This window comes from Nocardiopsis sp. NPDC006938, from assembly GCF_042869555.1.
Taxonomy (GTDB): domain Bacteria; phylum Actinomycetota; class Actinomycetes; order Streptosporangiales; family Streptosporangiaceae; genus Nocardiopsis.
The window spans coordinates 445,569-462,765 of record NZ_JBIAGA010000001.1 but is presented as its reverse complement, the minus strand read 5'-3'; the positions used below and the strand labels follow the sequence as shown (position 1 = coordinate 462,765).

12 protein-coding genes are annotated in these 17,197 nt (G+C 73.5%); 7 read left to right on the top strand and 5 right to left on the bottom strand.

The annotated features are described in order from the left end of the window. Positions 1-57: 57 nt before the first annotated feature. On the bottom strand, positions 58-981 hold the full coding sequence (locus ACFYL4_RS02050) for a DUF368 domain-containing protein (protein ID WP_387515713.1): 924 nt from the start codon (positions 979-981) through the stop codon (positions 58-60). Positions 982-1,334: 353 nt separating this feature from the next. Beyond that, positions 1,335-3,032, bottom strand: coding sequence for an acyl-CoA synthetase (locus ACFYL4_RS02045; RefSeq protein ID WP_387515711.1), 1,698 nt, complete (start codon positions 3,030-3,032; stop codon positions 1,335-1,337). 372 nt (positions 3,033-3,404) lie between these two features. On the opposite strand from ACFYL4_RS02045, the gene rocD reads away from it, so the two are divergent. Continuing rightward, positions 3,405-4,679 carry an ornithine--oxo-acid transaminase gene (gene rocD / locus ACFYL4_RS02040; protein WP_357758851.1) on the top strand — a complete coding sequence of 425 codons (1,275 nt, stop codon included), beginning with the start codon at positions 3,405-3,407 and terminating at the stop codon, positions 4,677-4,679. Positions 4,680-4,767: 88 nt separating this feature from the next. Here rocD and ACFYL4_RS02035 read toward each other — a convergent pair whose 3' ends face one another. Further along, a complete protein-coding gene (locus ACFYL4_RS02035; protein ID WP_387515709.1) occupies positions 4,768-6,180 on the bottom strand; it encodes an SGNH/GDSL hydrolase family protein in 1,413 nt (470 codons plus the stop codon). A gap of 75 nt (positions 6,181-6,255) precedes the next feature. Further along, positions 6,256-7,509 (bottom strand): 8-amino-7-oxononanoate synthase, encoded by a 1,254-nt coding sequence (locus ACFYL4_RS02030; protein ID WP_387515707.1) that lies wholly within the window; start codon positions 7,507-7,509, stop codon positions 6,256-6,258. A gap of 333 nt (positions 7,510-7,842) precedes the next feature. Between ACFYL4_RS02030 and ACFYL4_RS02025 the strand changes: the two genes are divergently transcribed. From ACFYL4_RS02025 to ACFYL4_RS02010, 4 genes are all read left to right on the top strand, one after another. Continuing rightward, positions 7,843-9,216, top strand: coding sequence for an adenosylmethionine--8-amino-7-oxononanoate transaminase (locus tag ACFYL4_RS02025; RefSeq protein WP_387515705.1), 1,374 nt, complete (start codon positions 7,843-7,845; stop codon positions 9,214-9,216). Next, positions 9,213-9,917, top strand: a complete 705-nt coding sequence (gene bioD / locus ACFYL4_RS02020; RefSeq protein WP_357758861.1) for a dethiobiotin synthase — start codon at positions 9,213-9,215, stop codon at positions 9,915-9,917. The genes ACFYL4_RS02025 and bioD overlap by 4 nt, the downstream gene beginning before the upstream one ends. A 138-nt stretch (positions 9,918-10,055) precedes the next feature. Then, positions 10,056-10,853: an enoyl-ACP reductase FabI gene (gene fabI / locus ACFYL4_RS02015; protein ID WP_357758864.1), complete on the top strand. Its 798-nt coding sequence runs from the start codon at positions 10,056-10,058 to the stop codon at positions 10,851-10,853. A gap of 205 nt (positions 10,854-11,058) precedes the next feature. Beyond that, positions 11,059-12,546, top strand: a complete 1,488-nt coding sequence (locus tag ACFYL4_RS02010; protein WP_387515703.1) for a PLP-dependent aminotransferase family protein — start codon at positions 11,059-11,061, stop codon at positions 12,544-12,546. 167 nt (positions 12,547-12,713) lie between these two features. Here the strand turns inward: ACFYL4_RS02010 and ACFYL4_RS02005 are convergent, their stop codons facing one another. Next, entirely contained in the window at positions 12,714-13,328 is a 615-nt protein-coding gene (locus tag ACFYL4_RS02005; protein WP_387515701.1) for a superoxide dismutase, read from the bottom strand. Between the two features lie 503 nt (positions 13,329-13,831). Between ACFYL4_RS02005 and ACFYL4_RS02000 the strand changes: the two genes are divergently transcribed. Then, a complete protein-coding gene (locus ACFYL4_RS02000) occupies positions 13,832-15,913 on the top strand; it encodes an acyltransferase family protein (RefSeq protein WP_387515699.1) in 2,082 nt (693 codons plus the stop codon). A 247-nt stretch (positions 15,914-16,160) separates the two neighbouring features. Next, entirely contained in the window at positions 16,161-17,195 is a 1,035-nt protein-coding gene (locus ACFYL4_RS01995) for a class I SAM-dependent methyltransferase (RefSeq protein WP_387515697.1), read from the top strand. Positions 17,196-17,197 lie beyond the last annotated feature (2 nt).

The window sequence follows — 17,197 nt, the reverse complement described above, 5'->3', positions numbered from 1 at the left end:
ATTGGTTTGTGGTGGTTCCGACTGTAGTGGACGGTTCGCAGGAGCGGACCGGGGGCTCTAGACGGAGACGTCCTGACGGGCCTCCACCCGCTGCTGGGCGAGCTTGCGCTGTTCCCAGACGATCATGCCGACGACCACCACGAAGCCGCCGACCGCGAAGGCGAGCGTCACGGGGACGTCGGTCATCGGCAGCAGGTCGCGGTTCTCGTCCTGCCACGGCCACAGGGCGCGCAGCGAACCGGCCATGAGACCGGTGAGCACCACCAGGGTGATGTGGTGGTGGTTCTCCAGCAGGAACTGGAGCACCTTCACGAACAGCGCCAGACCGGTGATCATGCCCAGCACGAAGACGGTGATGTAGGGCAGGTCGGCGGCGCGCAGGGCGGCCATGGTGGGCTCGTACAGGCCCAGGGTCAGCAGGATGAACGACCCTGACAAGCCGGGCAGGACCAGCGCGCAGATCGCGACGGCCGCCGCGAAGAAGACCACCACGGGGTGGGTGGGCAGGTTGGCTCCGGGCAGGCCGGTGAGGAGGAACGCGAGTACGGCGAACACCAGCGCGACCGCGTAGTGCCAGGCCTTCCACTTCTTGCCCGCGCCGGTGTAGGGAATCCACAGGCAGGCCAGGACCAGGCCGAAGAAGAGCGCGTAGGCGTACTGCGCGTACACCTCGACCAGCGGGGCGAGGAAGACCGCGGCCAGGATGAGCGCGACGGCCATGCCGATCAGGGCGGGGACGAGCACCGGCCAGTCGACCTGGCGGAACTGCTCCTGGGCCCGCTCCTTGCCCTTGCCCCGGGGGACGTCGGTGACGTAGCGCTTGATGCCGCTGACCACGTGGCCCGCGCCGCCGATCAGCTTGTCGTAGAGGCCGACCATCAGCGCGACGGTGCCGCCGCTGATGCCGGGAAGGGCCTCGGAGGTGCCGACGGCCCCGCCGCGCACCGCGTTGAAGATGTAGGAGCCTACTGACTTGGCCATGTTGTCGGGCGCGGGCCCGGGAGAGTCCCGGGACGCGGCGCCGTCCTCCGTCCTGATGGGGCCGCCGACACGGTGTCGATGCCGGTCGGCGGTGTCAAAGGGGTGCTGTGTCGCGCGGGTCGCGGGGGCGACCTCCACCGGTTCGACGCCCCGGCCCGCGCTGATGTGTGCCGCCCGGGCCGTGCGATGGGGGAGGAGAGCCGACAGGCCCCGGGCCGGGCAGTGCCGATTCTAGCGGCGCCGGGCGGGGCCGAGACGTCCGAGCGCCCTGATATTCGGGGTTTTGGTCAGGTATTCGCCCGTCAGGTCCGGAGTCCGAAAACAGAACGTGACAGGCGGCCCCGAACCCCGTCTCAGTTCCGGCGCGACGCCGACAGCGGAGCGAGCGGGACGGCGGGCGCGGCGGGGTCCTCCCCGGCCACCGACGCGGCCCACCGGTAGTCCTGCTTCCCCACCGCCGTACGCCGCACCCGGTCCACGAAGTGCACGGTCCGGGGCACCTTGAACCCCGCCAGGCGCACGCGGCAGTGCGCCCTCAACGCGCCCTCGTCGGGGGCCGAACCCGAGGCCAGCGAGACCAGGGCCGTCACCCTCTGCCCGAGCCGCTCGTCGGGGGCGGGCACCACGATCACGTCCTCCACCGAGGGATGGGCCTTCAACACGGCCTCCACCTCTTCGGGATAGACCTTCTCTCCGGCGGTATTGATCACCACGCTGCCCCGGCCCAGCAACACGATGGAACCGTCCGCCGCCCGAGTGCCGTAGTCGCCCGACAGCGCCCAGCGCCGCCCCTCACCGTCCGTGGGGAACGTGCGGGCGGTGGCGATCGGATCGTTGTAGTAGCCCAGCGGAATCCGGCCGGTCCGGGCGATCCGGCCGACCTCGACCGACCCCGGGGGCAGCGGCCTCAGGGCGCCGTCCAGCACCGCGATGCTGCCGCCCATGGTGAAGCTGCGCCGGTCGGCGGAGTCCGCGACGCTCGTGTGCTCCTCGGGTGCGGTCGCCGAGCCGCACACGCCCGTCTCCGACCCCCCGTAGGCGTCGGCCAGGGCGACGTCCTCGCGCCAGGCACGCCACAGCCCGCGCACGGCGGGCGTGAGCGGGGTGCCGCCCGAGCGCACCGACGTCAGGTCCGGACACAGGTCGGGCTCGGTGAGCAGGTGCCTGGCCAGCGGACGCGCCATGGCGTCCCCCACCAGCTGCACGGCGTGCACCCCCTCGCGGTGCGCCAGTTCCAGCACGCGGTCCGCCCGGAGACTGCGGTCGGTGGAGAGCACCACACGCTTGCCGCACAGCAGCATGCTCAGCGCGTTCCACTGCCCGGCGGCGTGCATGAGCGGACCGAGCACCAGCATGCGCAGAGGGAAACAGCGGGCCGCGCGATCGGCCACGTCGGAGGGGGTGGCGGCGCGGGGGGAGCCCGGGTCGCGGCGCTCCACCGCGGCGCGGAAGACGTCCGCCTGACGCCACAGCACACCCTTGGGATAGCCGGTGGTGCCCCCGGTGTACAACAGGTAGTGGTCGTCACCGCTGGTCACGGGCAGGGCCACCGCCTCGTCGTCGGTGACGGGACCGTGCGCGGCGAGTGCCTCCTCGTAGTCCGCGCCGCCCAGGGTCGCGTCGCGCACGGAGCCGTCCTCCAGCAGGAGCACATGCCTCAGGCGCGGCAGGTCCGAGCGCACCGCGGCCACCGTCGCGGCCAGGGAGTCCTCGGCGATCAGGGCCACCGAGTGCGAGTCCGACAGCACGTGCCGGAGCTCGCCCGCCACGTACCGGTAGTTGACGTTCACCGGGACCGCGCCCGCGCGCAGCACTCCCAGGAACGACTCCACCCACTCGGCGCGGTTGAACGACAGGATCGCCACGTTCTCCCCGGGGCGCACACCGGCCGTGACCAGGTGGCGCGCGAGCCGGGTGGCCCGGTCGTCCAGGGCGCGGTAGGTCAGGCGCCGGGGCCCGGCGACCAGGGCGATCCGGTCGGGGACGGCGTCGGCCACCGCCGACATGAGGCCGGCGAGGGAGAAGGGGGTGTCCGGGGACGCGTGGGGCACGTCTGATACCTCCCTGACGATCGGTACTGCCGTCCTCGGCGGGGGCGCTCGCGGCGGCTGTGGCTGGCTACGAGCGAACGTACCCGTCGGGCCGGGACCCGATCGCCGTGGGGGCTGTGTACCGCGTCACCTGCGTAACCGTCCCCCGTCACCCTCCGGACGGGCGCCGCCGGGCCACGCCCGCTCAGCGGGGGTGCCGGTGCGGAAGGGGCGGGGGTTTCGGGCCCCGGCTCCCGCTGGTGATCTTCGCCACCCCTTGTGGGCTCACCGGATCATCTGCTCAACTCGTGGAGATCCCGCCGCGGGGCTCTACCGGGCCGCGCGGTGGGTATCTACTGTCTGACATCGGTCAATGGTGATCGGAGCGGCTAGATGACCACCCAGAATCTGGGACAGCAGGACTCCGCCGGAAACCCCGGCGGACAGGGACTCTCCAGCGCGGACCACATCGAACTCGCACGGACGAGGTCGGCGCACAACTACGCACCCCTGCCCGTCGTGATCGCCGAGGGCCGCGGTGCCTGGGTGACCGACGTGGAGGGCAAACGCTATCTCGACTGCCTGGCCGGGTACTCGGCCATGAACTTCGGCCACCACAACCCCGACCTCCTGGCCGCCGCGCACGCCCAGCTCGACCGGGTGACGCTGACCAGCCGGGCCTTCTACAACGACCAGTTCGGCCCGTGGGTGAGCTCGCTCGCCGACATGGTCGGCAAGGAGAAGGTCCTGCCCATGAACACCGGCGCCGAGGCGGTGGAGACCGGCATCAAGGTGGCCCGCAAGTGGGGCTACGAGGTCAAGGGCGTCCCGGAGAACCAGGCGACCATCGTCGTGGCCGGGGCCAACTTCCACGGGCGCACGACCACGATCATCTCCTTCTCCTCCGACCCCGAGGCGAAGACGGGTTTCGGCCCCTACACGCCGGGCTTCCGCTCGGTGGCCTACGGGGACGCCGCCGCCATCGAGGAGGCCGTCGACGAGACCACCGTCGCGGTGCTCATCGAACCGGTGCAGGGCGAGGCGGGCGTGATCGTGCCGCCCGACGACTACCTGCCCCGCGTCCGGGAGATCTGCGACGCCAACCGGGTGCTGTTCATCGCCGACGAAGTGCAGGCGGGCCTGGGGCGCACGGGCACGATCCGGGCCTGCGAGCACACCGGGGTCGTCCCGGACGCGTACCTGTTCGGCAAGGCGCTGGGCGGCGGCATCCTGCCGGTGTCGGCGATGGTGGCCGACGAGGACGTGCTCGGCGTCATCCAGCCCGGCCAGCACGGGAGCACCTTCGGCGGGAACCCGCTCGCCGGGGCGGTGGGCCGGACGGTCGTCCGGATGCTGACCGAGGGCCCCTACCTGGAGAACGCACGCAAGCTGGGTGAGGTGCTCCGGCGCAGGCTGGGCGAGTTCGTCGGCGACGGGGTGGTGTCGGCGCGCAGTATCGGCCTGTGGGCGGGTGTGGACGTGGACCCGGCGCTGGCCTCCGGCAAGGAGCTGTGCAAGCGGCTCGCCGAGCACGGGGTGCTGGTCAAGGACACCCACGGTTCGACGGTGCGGATGTCCCCGCCGCTGGTGATCAGCGAGGACGACCTCAACTGGGGTCTGGACCGGTTCGCCGAGGTCATCGCCGAACTCAAGGCGGAACGCGGGTAGGACGCCGCCGAGGACGCGAACGGCGCGGCCCCACCCCGGCAGATCTGCCGGGGTGGGGCCGCGCGTGTGCGCCGAGCGGCGTTCGGGGTCAGGAACCCGCCCCGGCCTCGGCCGCGCCCGCGTCGTCCCCGCCGTCTCCGTCGGCCTCCTCGGAGTCCCCGGGGGCGTCGGTGCCCGGCACCGCGTTGGCCGGGTCCAGCGGGCCGCCGAGCTCGGTGTGCAGCAGGTCCGCGTTCACCTTGTCCAGGGTCTCCCGCGACGTGTACAGCACCCGGTCCGGCCCCTCCTCGATCTGGAGCCTGACCCGCTCGGCGATGGACCGCTGTCCCTGGGCGGTCGGGTGGAAGCTCGCCCGGTCCACGCGCAGGCCCTGGCCGAGCTGGCCCAGGACGATCCCGTTGAGCCAGGCGTCGTCCTCGCTGACCTCGTGGCCCTTCAGGGCGGTGAAGACGTTGACGAACTCCACGCTGCCCGCCTGCCGGGCCCCGTACACCTCGCCGTCCGCGCGGATCGCGGTGTCCCTGATCCGATCGTTGAAGCGCTGCGCGACGGAGTTGAGCCACAGCTGGTCGCTCTGGGAGAGCGTGTAGTACATGCCGGGCGGCTGTTCGGGGAAGAGGCGCGGGTAGCCCAGGACCAGCACCCGGGCGTCGGGGGCACGGTCGCGGATCTCGGTGATCACGGTGGTGAGCGTCTCCTCGAAGGCGTCCATCTTCTCGGTGACCTCCTCCTCCTGGTCCGTGCAGGCGGTCCGCTCCAGCAGCGGCATCCGCATGATGCAGGTGCGCAGGACGGGGATGAACCCGAGGTCGTTGCCACCGATACCGACGGTGACCAGCGACGTGTGCTCGGTGACGCGCTCGATCTGCGATTCGGGGGAGCCGATCTGGCTGAGCATGTCCGAGCCCTTGTGACTGCTGCACGCGTAGAAGCCGAGCGCGCCCTCGAACGAGAACTCGCGCTCGACGACGCGCGGGTAGGCGTGCTCGGAGCGCCAGCACTCACCGGGCTCGGCGGTGCCCTCCTCGTACTCCCCGGCACCGTCGCCGGAGGAGTAGGAGTCGCCCAAAGAGACGTAGTTCCCCCAGACCGCGGCCTCCTCGGGTTCCATGCGGACCCGCCAGTCCTGCTCCTCGTCCTCGGTGATGGGGGGCAGGGGCTCGCCGGGGCACACGCCTCCGGTGGCGTCGCACCACAGGCCCAGGAGGGCGTCGCGGCTGGCGGGCACGGCCACGACCGCCAGCAGTGACAGGACGAGCACGGACACGACGGCCAGCGCGAGACGGCGGCGCCGACGGGGGCGGGCAGGGGCCGCGTCCTCGGTGGCGTCGGTGGTGGCGGAGGCGTCCGCGCGTTCGGGTCCCTCGGCGTTGTCGACCCCTTCCGAGGCCGACGCGGTCGCATCCGGCGCGGGGCCGCTCGCGGGACCCCCGTCGGGCGGTACCGCGGCGGGGTCCTCAGGCTCCCGGGGGCCTCGGGGGTCACCATCACGCTCTGACACGATCTCCTACCGCCTCCCAGGTCCGTGGGGCGTGCGGGGTGCGTACGGCCGCCACACCCTGATCCACCGGCCAGACTACCCGGGGCGGTTCACCGCGATGACGTCGAGAACCCGTCGGACGTCGGCGTCGTGCAGGGTGGACCGGGCGCTCAGGCGTAGGCGCGAGCGCGAGTCCGGGACCGACGGCGGACGGAAGCAGCCCACCCTGACCCCGTCCGCCAGGCACGCGTCCCGCCAGGCCAGCGCCTCCTGGGGGGAACGCGCCGGCACCGACACCACGGCCGCGTCCGGGGAGCTCGCCTCCAACCCGCGTGCGCGGAGCCCCTCGGCCAGCGCACGGGCCCGGGCACGGACGTCCTCCGCCCGTCCCGGCTCGGCCCGCAGCACGCGCAGCGCGGCCAGGGCCGCCCCGGTCGAGGCGGGTGCCAGGCCGGTGTCGAACACGAACGTGCGAGCCGTCTCCACCAGGTGGCGGATCACCCGCCGCGATCCCAGCACCGCCCCGCCCTGCGCGCCGAGGGACTTCGACAGGGTCACCGACACCACGACGTCGTCGGCGGAGCCCAGCGCGGTGCCGCCGACGGCGCCGCGGCCTCCCGCCCCGAGCACCCCGAGCCCGTGCGCGTCGTCCAGCAACAGCGCGGACCCGTGGCGACGCGCCACCCGGGCCAGGGCGGAGGGGTCGGAGAGGTCGCCGTCCACCGAGAACACGGTGTCGCTCAGCAGCAGGCGCCGCCCCCGCCCCTCGCCGAGCAGCTCGGCGGCGTGGTCGGCGTCGCGGTGGCGAAAGACCGCGACCCGGGCCCCGGCCACCCGGGCCAGGCGGGTGGCGTCGATGAGGGAGGCGTGGTTGTGGCGGTCGCACACCACCAGCGGGGGTTCGACGTCCTCGGGGATCGGGGCGGCCAGCGACGCCACCATGGCGAGATTGGCCGCGTACCCGGAGGAGAACACCAGGGCCGCCTCGGACCCGTGGAAGTCGGCCAGCTCGCGCTCCAGTTCGCCGTGCAGCTCGGTGTCCCCGGCGACCAGCCGCGAACCGCCCGCGCCCGCGCCCCAGACACGGACGGCGTCTGCGGAGGCCGCCACCACGGCGGGATGCCGGGAGAGCCCGAGGTAGTCGTTGCCCGCCAGGTCCAGCGGTCCGTCCGAGGGTGACCGGGGGACCGTGCGGCGGGTGAGCCCGGCGCTCGCGCGTCGTTCGGCGGCGCGGTCCAGCCAGGCCAGCGGGTGGTCCGGGCGCGGCGGCGCCGGGGCGGCCTTCGGGCTGGTGGCACGCAGGGGCCAGGGGCGGCGCGCGGGGCGGGCGGCGGTGTCGAGGCGATCCATGCGGAGGAGGCTCCTCGGGTCGGGTGGCGGATGCGGTGGCTGGTGCGGCTCCGTGCGTGTGGGGGCGGGGGAGGGGCTCCGGCCCGGGAGAAACCTCGTGCACGAGGTAAGTGCGCGGGTGGTCGGTCCGGCGGGAGGATGCCCTGGCGGGTCGACCCAGCGACGGCCAAGTCCGCTGGGGCGACCCGTCCCTTGCAGTGCCAGGGAGGCGCCTACGACTCTGCCGGTTCGCGCCGCCCCGGTCACCGGTGGAAGCCCACAAAGATTGGGCGGGGATTCCTGGCTCACTCGTACGGGGTGCCAGCGGCCGCGTGCGCGGAACAATGGGTCACCATGTCGCGAACCAGCACCGAGACGCCCCGTCCCGACCGGGTCCGAGCCGCCGACAGCGCCCACCTGTGGCACCCGTACACCAGCGTCCCCGCGACCGAGACGCCCTACGTGGTGACCGGAGCCGCGGGCGTGCGCCTCGACCTGTGGGCGGACGGGCGCGACCACAGCGTCGTCGACGGCATGGCGTCCTGGTGGTCGGCGATCCACGGGTACCGCCACCCGCGCCTGGACGCCGCCGTGCACGCCCAGACGGACCGGTTCAGCCACGTCATGTTCGGCGGGCTCACGCACGCCCCCGCCGCGGCCCTGGCCGAGGCGCTCGTGCGGATCACCCCCGAGGGGCTCGACCACGTCTTCCTCGCCGACTCCGGTTCGGTGTCGGTGGAGGTGGCCATGAAGATGTGCCTCCAGTACCACCGGTCCACCGGGGCGTCCGGCCGCCGCGGGTTCCTCACCTGGCGCGGCGGCTACCACGGCGACACCTTCCACGCCATGAGCGTGTGTGACCCCGAGGGCGGCATGCACGCCCTGTGGGGCGACGTCCTGCCGCCGCAGGTGTTCGCGCCCGAACCGCCTGCCGGGTTCGACACCCCGCCCGACCCGGACTACGTCGCCCGGTTCGAGGCACTGGCCCGCGACCACGCCCGCGAGCTGGCCGCGATCATCGTCGAACCCGTGGTGCAGGGAGCGGGCGGGATGCGCTTCCACCACCCCGGCTACCTGCGGGAACTGCGCCGGATCGCGGACGCCCACGGCCTGTTGCTGGTGTTCGACGAGATCGCCACCGGGTTCGGCCGCACCGGCGAGATGTTCGCCGCCGACCACGCCGGGGTGGTCCCCGACATCCTGTGCGTGGGCAAGGCCCTGACCGGTGGCTACATGACGCTGGCCGCGACCCTGTGCACACCGCGCGTGGCACGCGGGATCGCCGACGGCGACGTGCCGGTGCTCGCGCACGGGCCCACGTTCATGGGCAACCCGCTCGCCTGCGCGACGGCGCTGGCCTCCGTGGAGCTGCTCACCGAGGGCGACTGGCGCGGTGACGTGGCGCGGATCGGCGCCGGGCTGCGCGAGGGCCTGGCCCCGGCGCGTGACCTTCCGGGCGTGCGCGAGGTGCGGGTGCTCGGCGCGATCGGGGTGGTCGAGCTGGACCGGCCGGTGCGCATGGGAGAGGCCACCAGGGCGGCGGTCGGGGCCGGGGTGTGGCTGCGCCCGTTCCGCCGCCACGTGTACGCGATGCCCCCCTACGTGTGCACCGGGGCCGAGGTCGCGACCATCGCCGCCGGGATGGTGGCCGCGGTCGAGGCCTCGGTGGGAGCCGACGCCGACGCCGGGGCCCGGGACGCGGGCGAGGACGCGGAGGGGGATCGGTGACGACCGTGCTCGTGGTGACCGGCACCGGAACCGAGGTGGGCAAGACCGTGGCCACGGCGGCGGTGGCCGCCCTGGCCCTGGACCGGGGCCGCCGGGTGGCGGTGCTCAAGGCCGTCCAGACCGGGGTGCTCCCCGGCGAGGAGGGCGACGCGCGCACCGTCGCGCGACTGGCCCCCGGCGTGACCGCCGCCGAGACCGCCCGTTTCCCCGAACCCCTCGCCCCCGCCACCGCCGCGGCCCGGGCGGGGCGGGACGGCCCGGCCGCCTGGGAGGTGGCCGACCGCGCCCTCGACCTCGCGCGCGGGCACGACCTCGTCCTGGTGGAGGGCGCGGGTGGACTCCTCGTCCGGTTCAACAAGGACGGCGAGACCCTCGCCGACGTCGCGGAACTGCTGTCCTCGCCGGTCCTGCTCGTGGCCGACCCCCGGCTCGGCACGCTCAACGCCACCGCCCTGACCGCCGAGGCCCTGCACGCGCGCGGGCTCGTCCCCGCCGGTGTGGTCGTGGGCTCCTGGCCGCGCGAACCCGACCTGGCCATGCGCTGCAACCTCACGGACCTGTCCGCGATGGGTGCCGGTCCGCTCTCCGGGGTGCTGCCCTCGGGAATGGGGGACCTGCCCCCCGCGGCGTTCGCCGGGGCGGCCCGCCGGTCCCTGGGCGCGGGCCTCGGCGGCACGTGGTCGCCCCCGGAGCGGCGCTGACCCCGGCGTCGGAGCCCGCCACTGGCGGACCCCTTCAAGGCCGGAGCCGATTCTTTGTGCCGTTCCACGGCAGACGCGCCCCGCCGCGCGCCGGTACGTTGCCACTGCCAGCCCGAACACCGCCTTCCAGGGGACCCCTTGAACCTGCTCATCACCGGCATCACCACGCAGTCCTCCATCGCGTACGCGATCGCGGAGGAGGCCATGAACCAGGGCCACGAGGTGATCCTGACCAATCCGCCCGGCCGTGCCTTCTCCATCTGCGAGCGCATCGCCAAGCGGCTGCCGAAGGAGCCGGTCGCCGTCCTGCCGATGGACGTCACCGACCCCGCGCAGATCGCCGCCACGGCCAAGGCGGTCGGTGAGCACTGGGACCACGTGGACGGCCTGCTCCACGCCATCGCCTTCGCGCCCGAGACCGCCCTGGGCGGCAACTTCCTCAACACCGAGTGGGAGGACGTGTCCAAGGCGATCCACATCTCCGGCTACTCGCTGGCCGCGCTCACCGTGGGTCTGCGCGACCTCCTCGCCAAGGCGCCGCAGGGCGCCGGCGTGGTCTCCCTGACCTTCGACGCCAGCGTCGCCTGGCCGGTCTACGACTGGATGGGGTCGGCCAAGGCCGTCCTGGAGAACTCCGCCCGCTACCTGGCCCGCGACCTGGGCCCGGACGGTATCCGCGTGAACACCGTCTCCGCCGGTCCGATCAAGTCCCTCGCGGGCGGTTCCATCCCCGGCTTCGCGCAGATCGCCGACTCCTGGGCGGGCCACGCCCCGCTGGGCTGGGACACCAAGGACACCTCCGTGGTGGCGGGCCCCGCGCTCTTCCTGATGTCGCCCGCGGCCCGCGCCGTCACCGGCACGGTCATGCACGTGGACGGCGGCTACCACGCGATGGGCGCGCCGCTCGCCCCCACACCGGGCCCCGTCTCGGCCTGATCCCGCGCCGCGAGGGGCGTGCGGGAGAGGGCACCGGGCCCGGCCGTTCGATGGCCGGGCCCGTTCGTGCGAGGGGGCGGCGCCCGGCCTCCGCCACGGGCACCCGGCCTCCGGGTCGCTCCTGGCCCCGGGAAGGGTCCAGGCTCTGGTGGTACGGGTGGACCGATGCCAGTATCGGGTTCCGGCCCGGACGTGAGGAGTGCCCATGGCGCCAGGAGCCGAACCTGTTCGACGCACCGACGACGTGGTGGACTCCCTGGGGACCTGGTCCACCGGGAAGGGGGCCCTGCACCGGCGCCTGTCCGACGCCCTGCGCGACCTGGTCGACCAGGGCACCCTCGTCCCCGGTGAGCGCCTGCCCTCCGAACGCGGCCTGGCCGCCGCGCTGCGCGTCAGCCGCACCACCGTGGTCTCGGCCTACGACCACCTGCGCTCGGAGGGCGTCCTGGAGAGCCGCCGGGGCAGCGGGACCCGGGTGTGCGGTTCACGGGCCCCGGTCCGATCGGACGGGTGGAGCCCTCACGGCAACGGCACCACCGTCTACCGCAACCTCCTCCAGGCCGACGAGAACGTCATCTCCACGTCCTGCCTGACCACCCCGGGTCTGTCGGAGGTGGAACGGGCCATCCGTGAGGTCACCGCCGAGGACCTGCCGGCGCTGATGGCCGAGGGTGACTACCACCCGCGCGGGCTGCCCGCCCTGCGCGAGGCCGTCGCGCGCCACTACGAGGCCCGGGGGCTGCCCACCCACCCCGACCAGATCGTGGTCACCACCGGCGCCCACCAGGCCGTCGCCCTGGTCGCCCAGCTCTACCTGCGACGGGGGTCGCCGGTGGTGGCCGAGGACCCCGGGTTCGCGGGCTGCCTCGACCTCATCCGTGACCGGGGCGCCCGCGTGCGCGGGGTCCCCCTCGACGACCAGGGGATCGACCCCAACGGGGTGCGCCGCGCCTGCGCCGAGGCCACACCCCACCTGCTCTACGTGATGCCCTCCTACCACAACCCCACCGGCACCCTGATGTCCGCCGCCCGTCGCCGGGAACTGGGGGAGATGTCCGCCCGCCTGGGCTTTCCGATCCTGGAGGACAGCGCCTACACGGGCCTCCGGGCCGACGGCGAACCCGCGCCGTTGGCCGCCCACGCGCCGCGCGGTGCCGAGGTCCTCACCGTCGACTCGCTGTCCAAGGTGGGCTGGGCGGGCCTGCGGCTGGGCTGGCTGCGCGCCCCGGCCGAGATGGCGCTGCGTCTCAGCCGCCGCAAGGTCCTGGCCGACCTGGCCAGCCCCCTGCTCGACCAGGCGATCGGGGTGCGTCTGGTCGACCGCTACGCGCGGCTCGCCAAGGAGAGGTCCGAGCTCCTGCGGGAGGCACTGGAGCACACGGAGAGCCTGCTGCGCAGGGACCTGCCCGGCTGGCGCTGGCGCACCCCCGACGGCGGGGCGGCCCTGTGGGTGCGCCTGCCGGGGGCCGACGCCCGCGCGTTCGCCCAGGTCGCCCTCGGGCACGGCGTGGAGCTGGTCCCCGGTCCGACCATGGCGACCTCGGAGCAGGGGGGCCACGACGAGTACTTCCGGCTGCCCCTGGTGCACGACCGCGCCACCCGTCAGGAGCTGGTGTGGCGGCTGGCCCGCGCCTGGCGCGAGCTGGACCGGCACGGCCCGGTCCAGGCGCACCCCGACTCCCTGGTGGTCTGACCCACCGGGTCGCCTCGCCCCCGGGACCGGGCGGCACGGGCTCCGATCCCCGTTCCCGGCGGCCCACCCGAACGGACCCCCGGCAGCAGCGAGGGCGGCACCGCGCGGTGCCGCCCTCCGCCGTTCCCGGCACCCCGGCCGATCGCCGACCGGCGCGCGCGGGGGCCCTAGCCGAGCTGCACCTTGCGGGCCTCGGCGAAGCGCTCCTGGACGTCGGCCCAGTTGACGACGTTCCAGAACGCCTTGACGTACTCGCCCTTGACGTTCTTGTACTGGAGGTAGAAGGCGTGCTCCCACATGTCCAGCATGAGCAGCGGCTGCGTGCCGATGGCGATGTTGGCCTGCTGGTCGAACAGCTGCTCGATGATCAGGCGCTGGCCGAGGGCGTCCCAGGCGAGGATCGCCCAGCCCGAACCCTGGATCGCGGTGGCGGCGGCGTTGAAGTGCGCGCGGAAGGCGTCGAACGAACCGAACTGGTCGTCGATGGCGGCACCCAGCTCACCCTCGGGCTTGTCGCCGCCCTCGGGGGAGAGGTTCTTCCAGAACACGGAGTGGTTGACGTGGCCGCCCAGGTGGAACGCGAGGTTCTTCTGGAGCTGGTTCACGGTGCCGAAGTCGCCGGACTCGCGGGCCGCGGCCAGCTTCTCCAGCGCGTCGTTGGCACCGGCGACGTAGGCGGCGTGGTGCTTGTCGTGGTGCAGCTCCATGATCTGACCGGAGATCCACGGCTCCAGGGCCGCGTAGTCGTAGGGCAGTTCGGGAAGCGAGTATGGCGCAGACATCTCTGACGCACCTTTCCAAATGACGCGATTCTTCGGGCTTACAGCGATGGGATCGCTCTAGTCAGCAAGCTATCAGCCAGGCGGGCGGACACCCGATGTCAGGCTCTTTACACACGGACCCGGGAATAAACGCCCCCTCGCGGGGGCGGTGTGACGGGTCCCGGCGTGTGTCCGACCCCTCCGGTCCGGCCCCGGTCGACCCGTGCTCTCCGCGTGGCCTCCCCCCACCCTTCCCTCCCGTCCGCCACACGAACCATCACCGTTGTTCCCGAACCTCCCGAATAACGCCGGGGCCGTCCGTTCGCGTTCCGCCGACCTAACCTGGCCGGGTCGTACGAGGTCGGCCCGGCAGGGTAGGAGAACGTTGTCCGGGCGTTGGTCCGCCATTTACCGGACGGGCATCGGGAACGGCGATAATGCAGCGCCGAATTCGAGTGACGAAACCCGTTCAGACGCCTCGTTCGGTGCACAGAATCCCTAGCGCTCCGAGGCCGCCGCCGCTCATGGACCCTTCCACTCCGAAGCCCCTCGTTACGAGGGCCACCTCAGTCACGTCAGCCACTTCAGTCCCAGACGACGCACGCATCAAGGGCGGATCGGGGGGATTCCGGCCCGAGATCGAGGGCCTGCGCGCCGTCGCCGTCCTCCTGGTGGCCGTCTACCACATCTGGCTCGGCCGGGTCTCCGGCGGTGTCGACGTCTTCCTGATGCTCACCGGGTTCCTCATCACCGGGTCCCTGGTCAGGAGCGTCGAACGCGAGGGCCGGGTCCGCTTCGCGGCCTTCTGGACCCGGCTGGCCCGGCGGCTCGTCCCCGCCGCGGCCGTGGTCCTGGCGGCGACCATGGCGGCCACGTACCTGGTGCTGCCGCGCTCGCGCTGGGCCGACGTCCTCGACGAGGTGCGGGCGGCGGCGCTCTACCACGAGAACTGGGCGCTGGCCCGGGGCGCCGTGGACTACCTGGCGCGGGAGGCCGCGCCCAGCCCCGTCCAGCACTTCTGGTCCCTGTCCATCCAGGGCCAGTTCTACCTGCTGTGGCCGGTGCTGGTCGCCCTCGCCGCGCTCGCGGCCGCACGGGTGCGGCTGCCGTTCCGGGCCACCGTCCTGGGCCTGGTCACGGCGGTGTTCGCGCTCTCCCTGAGCTACTCGGTCTCGGTCACCGCGAGCGACCAGGCCTGGGCCTACTTCGACACCGGCGCCCGCCTGTGGGAGCTGGCGCTCGGCGCGATCCTGGCCCTGGTGGTCCACCGCGTGCGCCTGCCCCGGGGGCTGCGCGTGTTCCTGGGCTGGTTCGGCCTGGCCGCCCTGGTCTCCTGCGGGGTGCTGCTCTCGGTGTCCACGCTCTTCCCCGGATACGTCGCTCTCTGGCCCACCGGCGCCGCCGTCCTGGTGATCCTGGCCGGGACCACCGGCAGCCCGCACGGCGCGGACCGCCTGCTCACCTGGAGGCCGCTCACCGACCTCGGCAAGCTCTCCTACCCCCTCTACCTGTGGCACTGGCCGGTCCTGGTCTGCTACCTGGAGGTCACCGGCCGCTCCCTGGCCAGCCCGCTGGGTGGCCTCGGCGTGCTGGGGGCGTCCCTGGTCCTGGCCTGGCTCACCCACCGCCTCGCGGAGGGCGGCCTCGACCGCTTCACCCGTCCGGCGGCCCGCCGCACCCCCGCGTGGTCGATCGGGATCGCCGCCGCCCTGATCGTCCCGGTGCTGGCCGTCTCCCTGCTGTGGAGCGACCGCATCGACCGGGAGCGGGCCGAACGCGCGGTGGAGATGGCGGCCCCGGAGAGCTACCCGGGGGCCCTGGCGGTCGCCGACCCGGCCCTGGCCTCGGTCCTGGCCGACGTCCCGGTGCGGCCGGACCCGGCCGACGCCCGCCAGGACCTCTCCTGGCACCACCAGGAGGGCTGCCACGTCACGCTGGCCTCGGAGGAGCTGGTGGTGTGCGACAGCGGCCCCCAGGACGCCGAACGCACGATCGCCCTGGTCGGCGCCTCGCGGGCCGCCCACTGGTACCCCGCGGTGCATGAGGCGGCCGACGCCCGGGGGTGGCGCCTGGTCTCGTTCACCAAGAGCGGCTGCCAGTTCAGCACCGACACCTCCTACCGGGACGGCGTGGTCTTCGACGAGTGCGAGGTGTGGAAGGCCGCGGCCATGGCCGAACTGGAGGAGCTGCGTCCGGACGCGGTCCTGACCTCCTCCACCCGTGCCACGCTCAACGGCGAGCGGGTCCACGACGGCTTCCTGGACATGTGGGCGTGGCTGGACGGACTGGGTGTCGAGGTCCTGGGCCTGCGGGACCTGCCCCGGCTCACCTACCAGGGAGCCGAGTGCGTGGAGTCCGGACCGGTGGACCGGTGCGCGTCGCCGGTCTCCGCGAGCCAGGCGGAGACCGACCCGGCCGCCGAGGCCGACCTGCCGCCCAACGTCACCCTCATGGACCTCACCGACCAGGTGTGCCCGGGCGGTACGTGCGACGCCGTGGTCGGCAACATCCTCGTGTTCTGGGACCACTCCCACGTCACCGCCACCTACGCCCGCACCCTGGCCCCGGCGATGGAGGAGGCACTGGTCGAGGCGACCGGATGGTGAGGTCGTGAGCGGGTGAGAGGCGGGGCCCTTCCGGCGGAACGGACGCGGAAGTGTCCGGGCGTGAAACCCCGGTGATCCATGGGTGAACGCCGGGGGAATTGATTCCCTTTCGGGTTTCGATTTCCCCGGCGGGCAACAATGCGGGCGCTTTGAGGAGTTAGTGTCGAAAGTGTCCGGGGCTTTTTCTCCCCTCATCCCGGAACGCCCCCGAAAACCCGCTGCCGCGCGACTCCCGTGGAGGTTCCCCTTGCGCACGCTCCGCCGCCGAGCCACACTCCTCCTGGCGATCGGCGCCGTCCTCGGCCCGGCCGCGCTCGCCCTCCCGATCGTGGCGGGCGCCCTGGGGGTCCTGGACTGGGCGGAGGCGGTGATCGCCACCGCCGTGCTCCTGCTCGGCGGTCTGGTGTGCGTGCTCGGCCTGGCCCTGTGGTCGCTGCGCGGCTCCGTGCGCGCCCTGTCGGTCGCGGTCGCCGGGAGCGCGCGCGGGGTCACCGAGGTGCTCGGCCGGGACCGCCTGGAGATCACCCGGTCCCTGGACGGGGTCGCCGAGCGGCTGACCCGGCTCCAGGACCACGCGCTTCCCCGGGTCAGCCGGGAGATCCAGCGCGCCGTCACCGTGCAGGGCCGCCACGACTACGAACAGCAGGTGGCCTGGGCCGAACTGCGCGCGTACCTGGACGCCGCCCCGTTCATGCCGCCGCTGCGCGGCTGGGCCGCCTCTCCGGACGTGCTCCGCCTGCTCGTTCGGCTCATCGACCGCCACCGCCCCGAGCTCGTGGTGGAGTGCGGCAGCGGCGCCTCCAGCGTGTGGCTCGGGTACGCGCTGCGCCGCGCGGGCACGGGCCGCCTGGTCGCGATCGAGCACGAGGAACGCTACGCCGATCTCAGCCGCGACCTGGTGGCCGCGCACGACCTCGACGACCTCGTGGAGGTCCGGTACGCCCCGCTGACGGAGGTCGAGCCGAATCTGGCAGGGGAGGCGTCCGACGGCCCGGACGAGTCCCGGCCGCTGTGGTACGACCTCTCGCGCCTGGACGACCTGGACCGCGTCGGCCTGCTGTTCGTGGACGGTCCGCCCCAGGCCACCGGCGCGCAGGCCCGGTACCCGGCGGTCCCCGCGCTGCTGCCGCGCCTGACCGACGACGCCGTGGTGGTCCTGGACGACGCCGACCGGCCGGACGAGAGGGCCCTGGGCGAGCGCTGGGTTCGCGAGTTCGGCCTGCTGCGCGCCGAGGAGCCCCTGGAGAAGGGCGCCCACGTGTTCACCCGCCGGAGCCCCTGAGC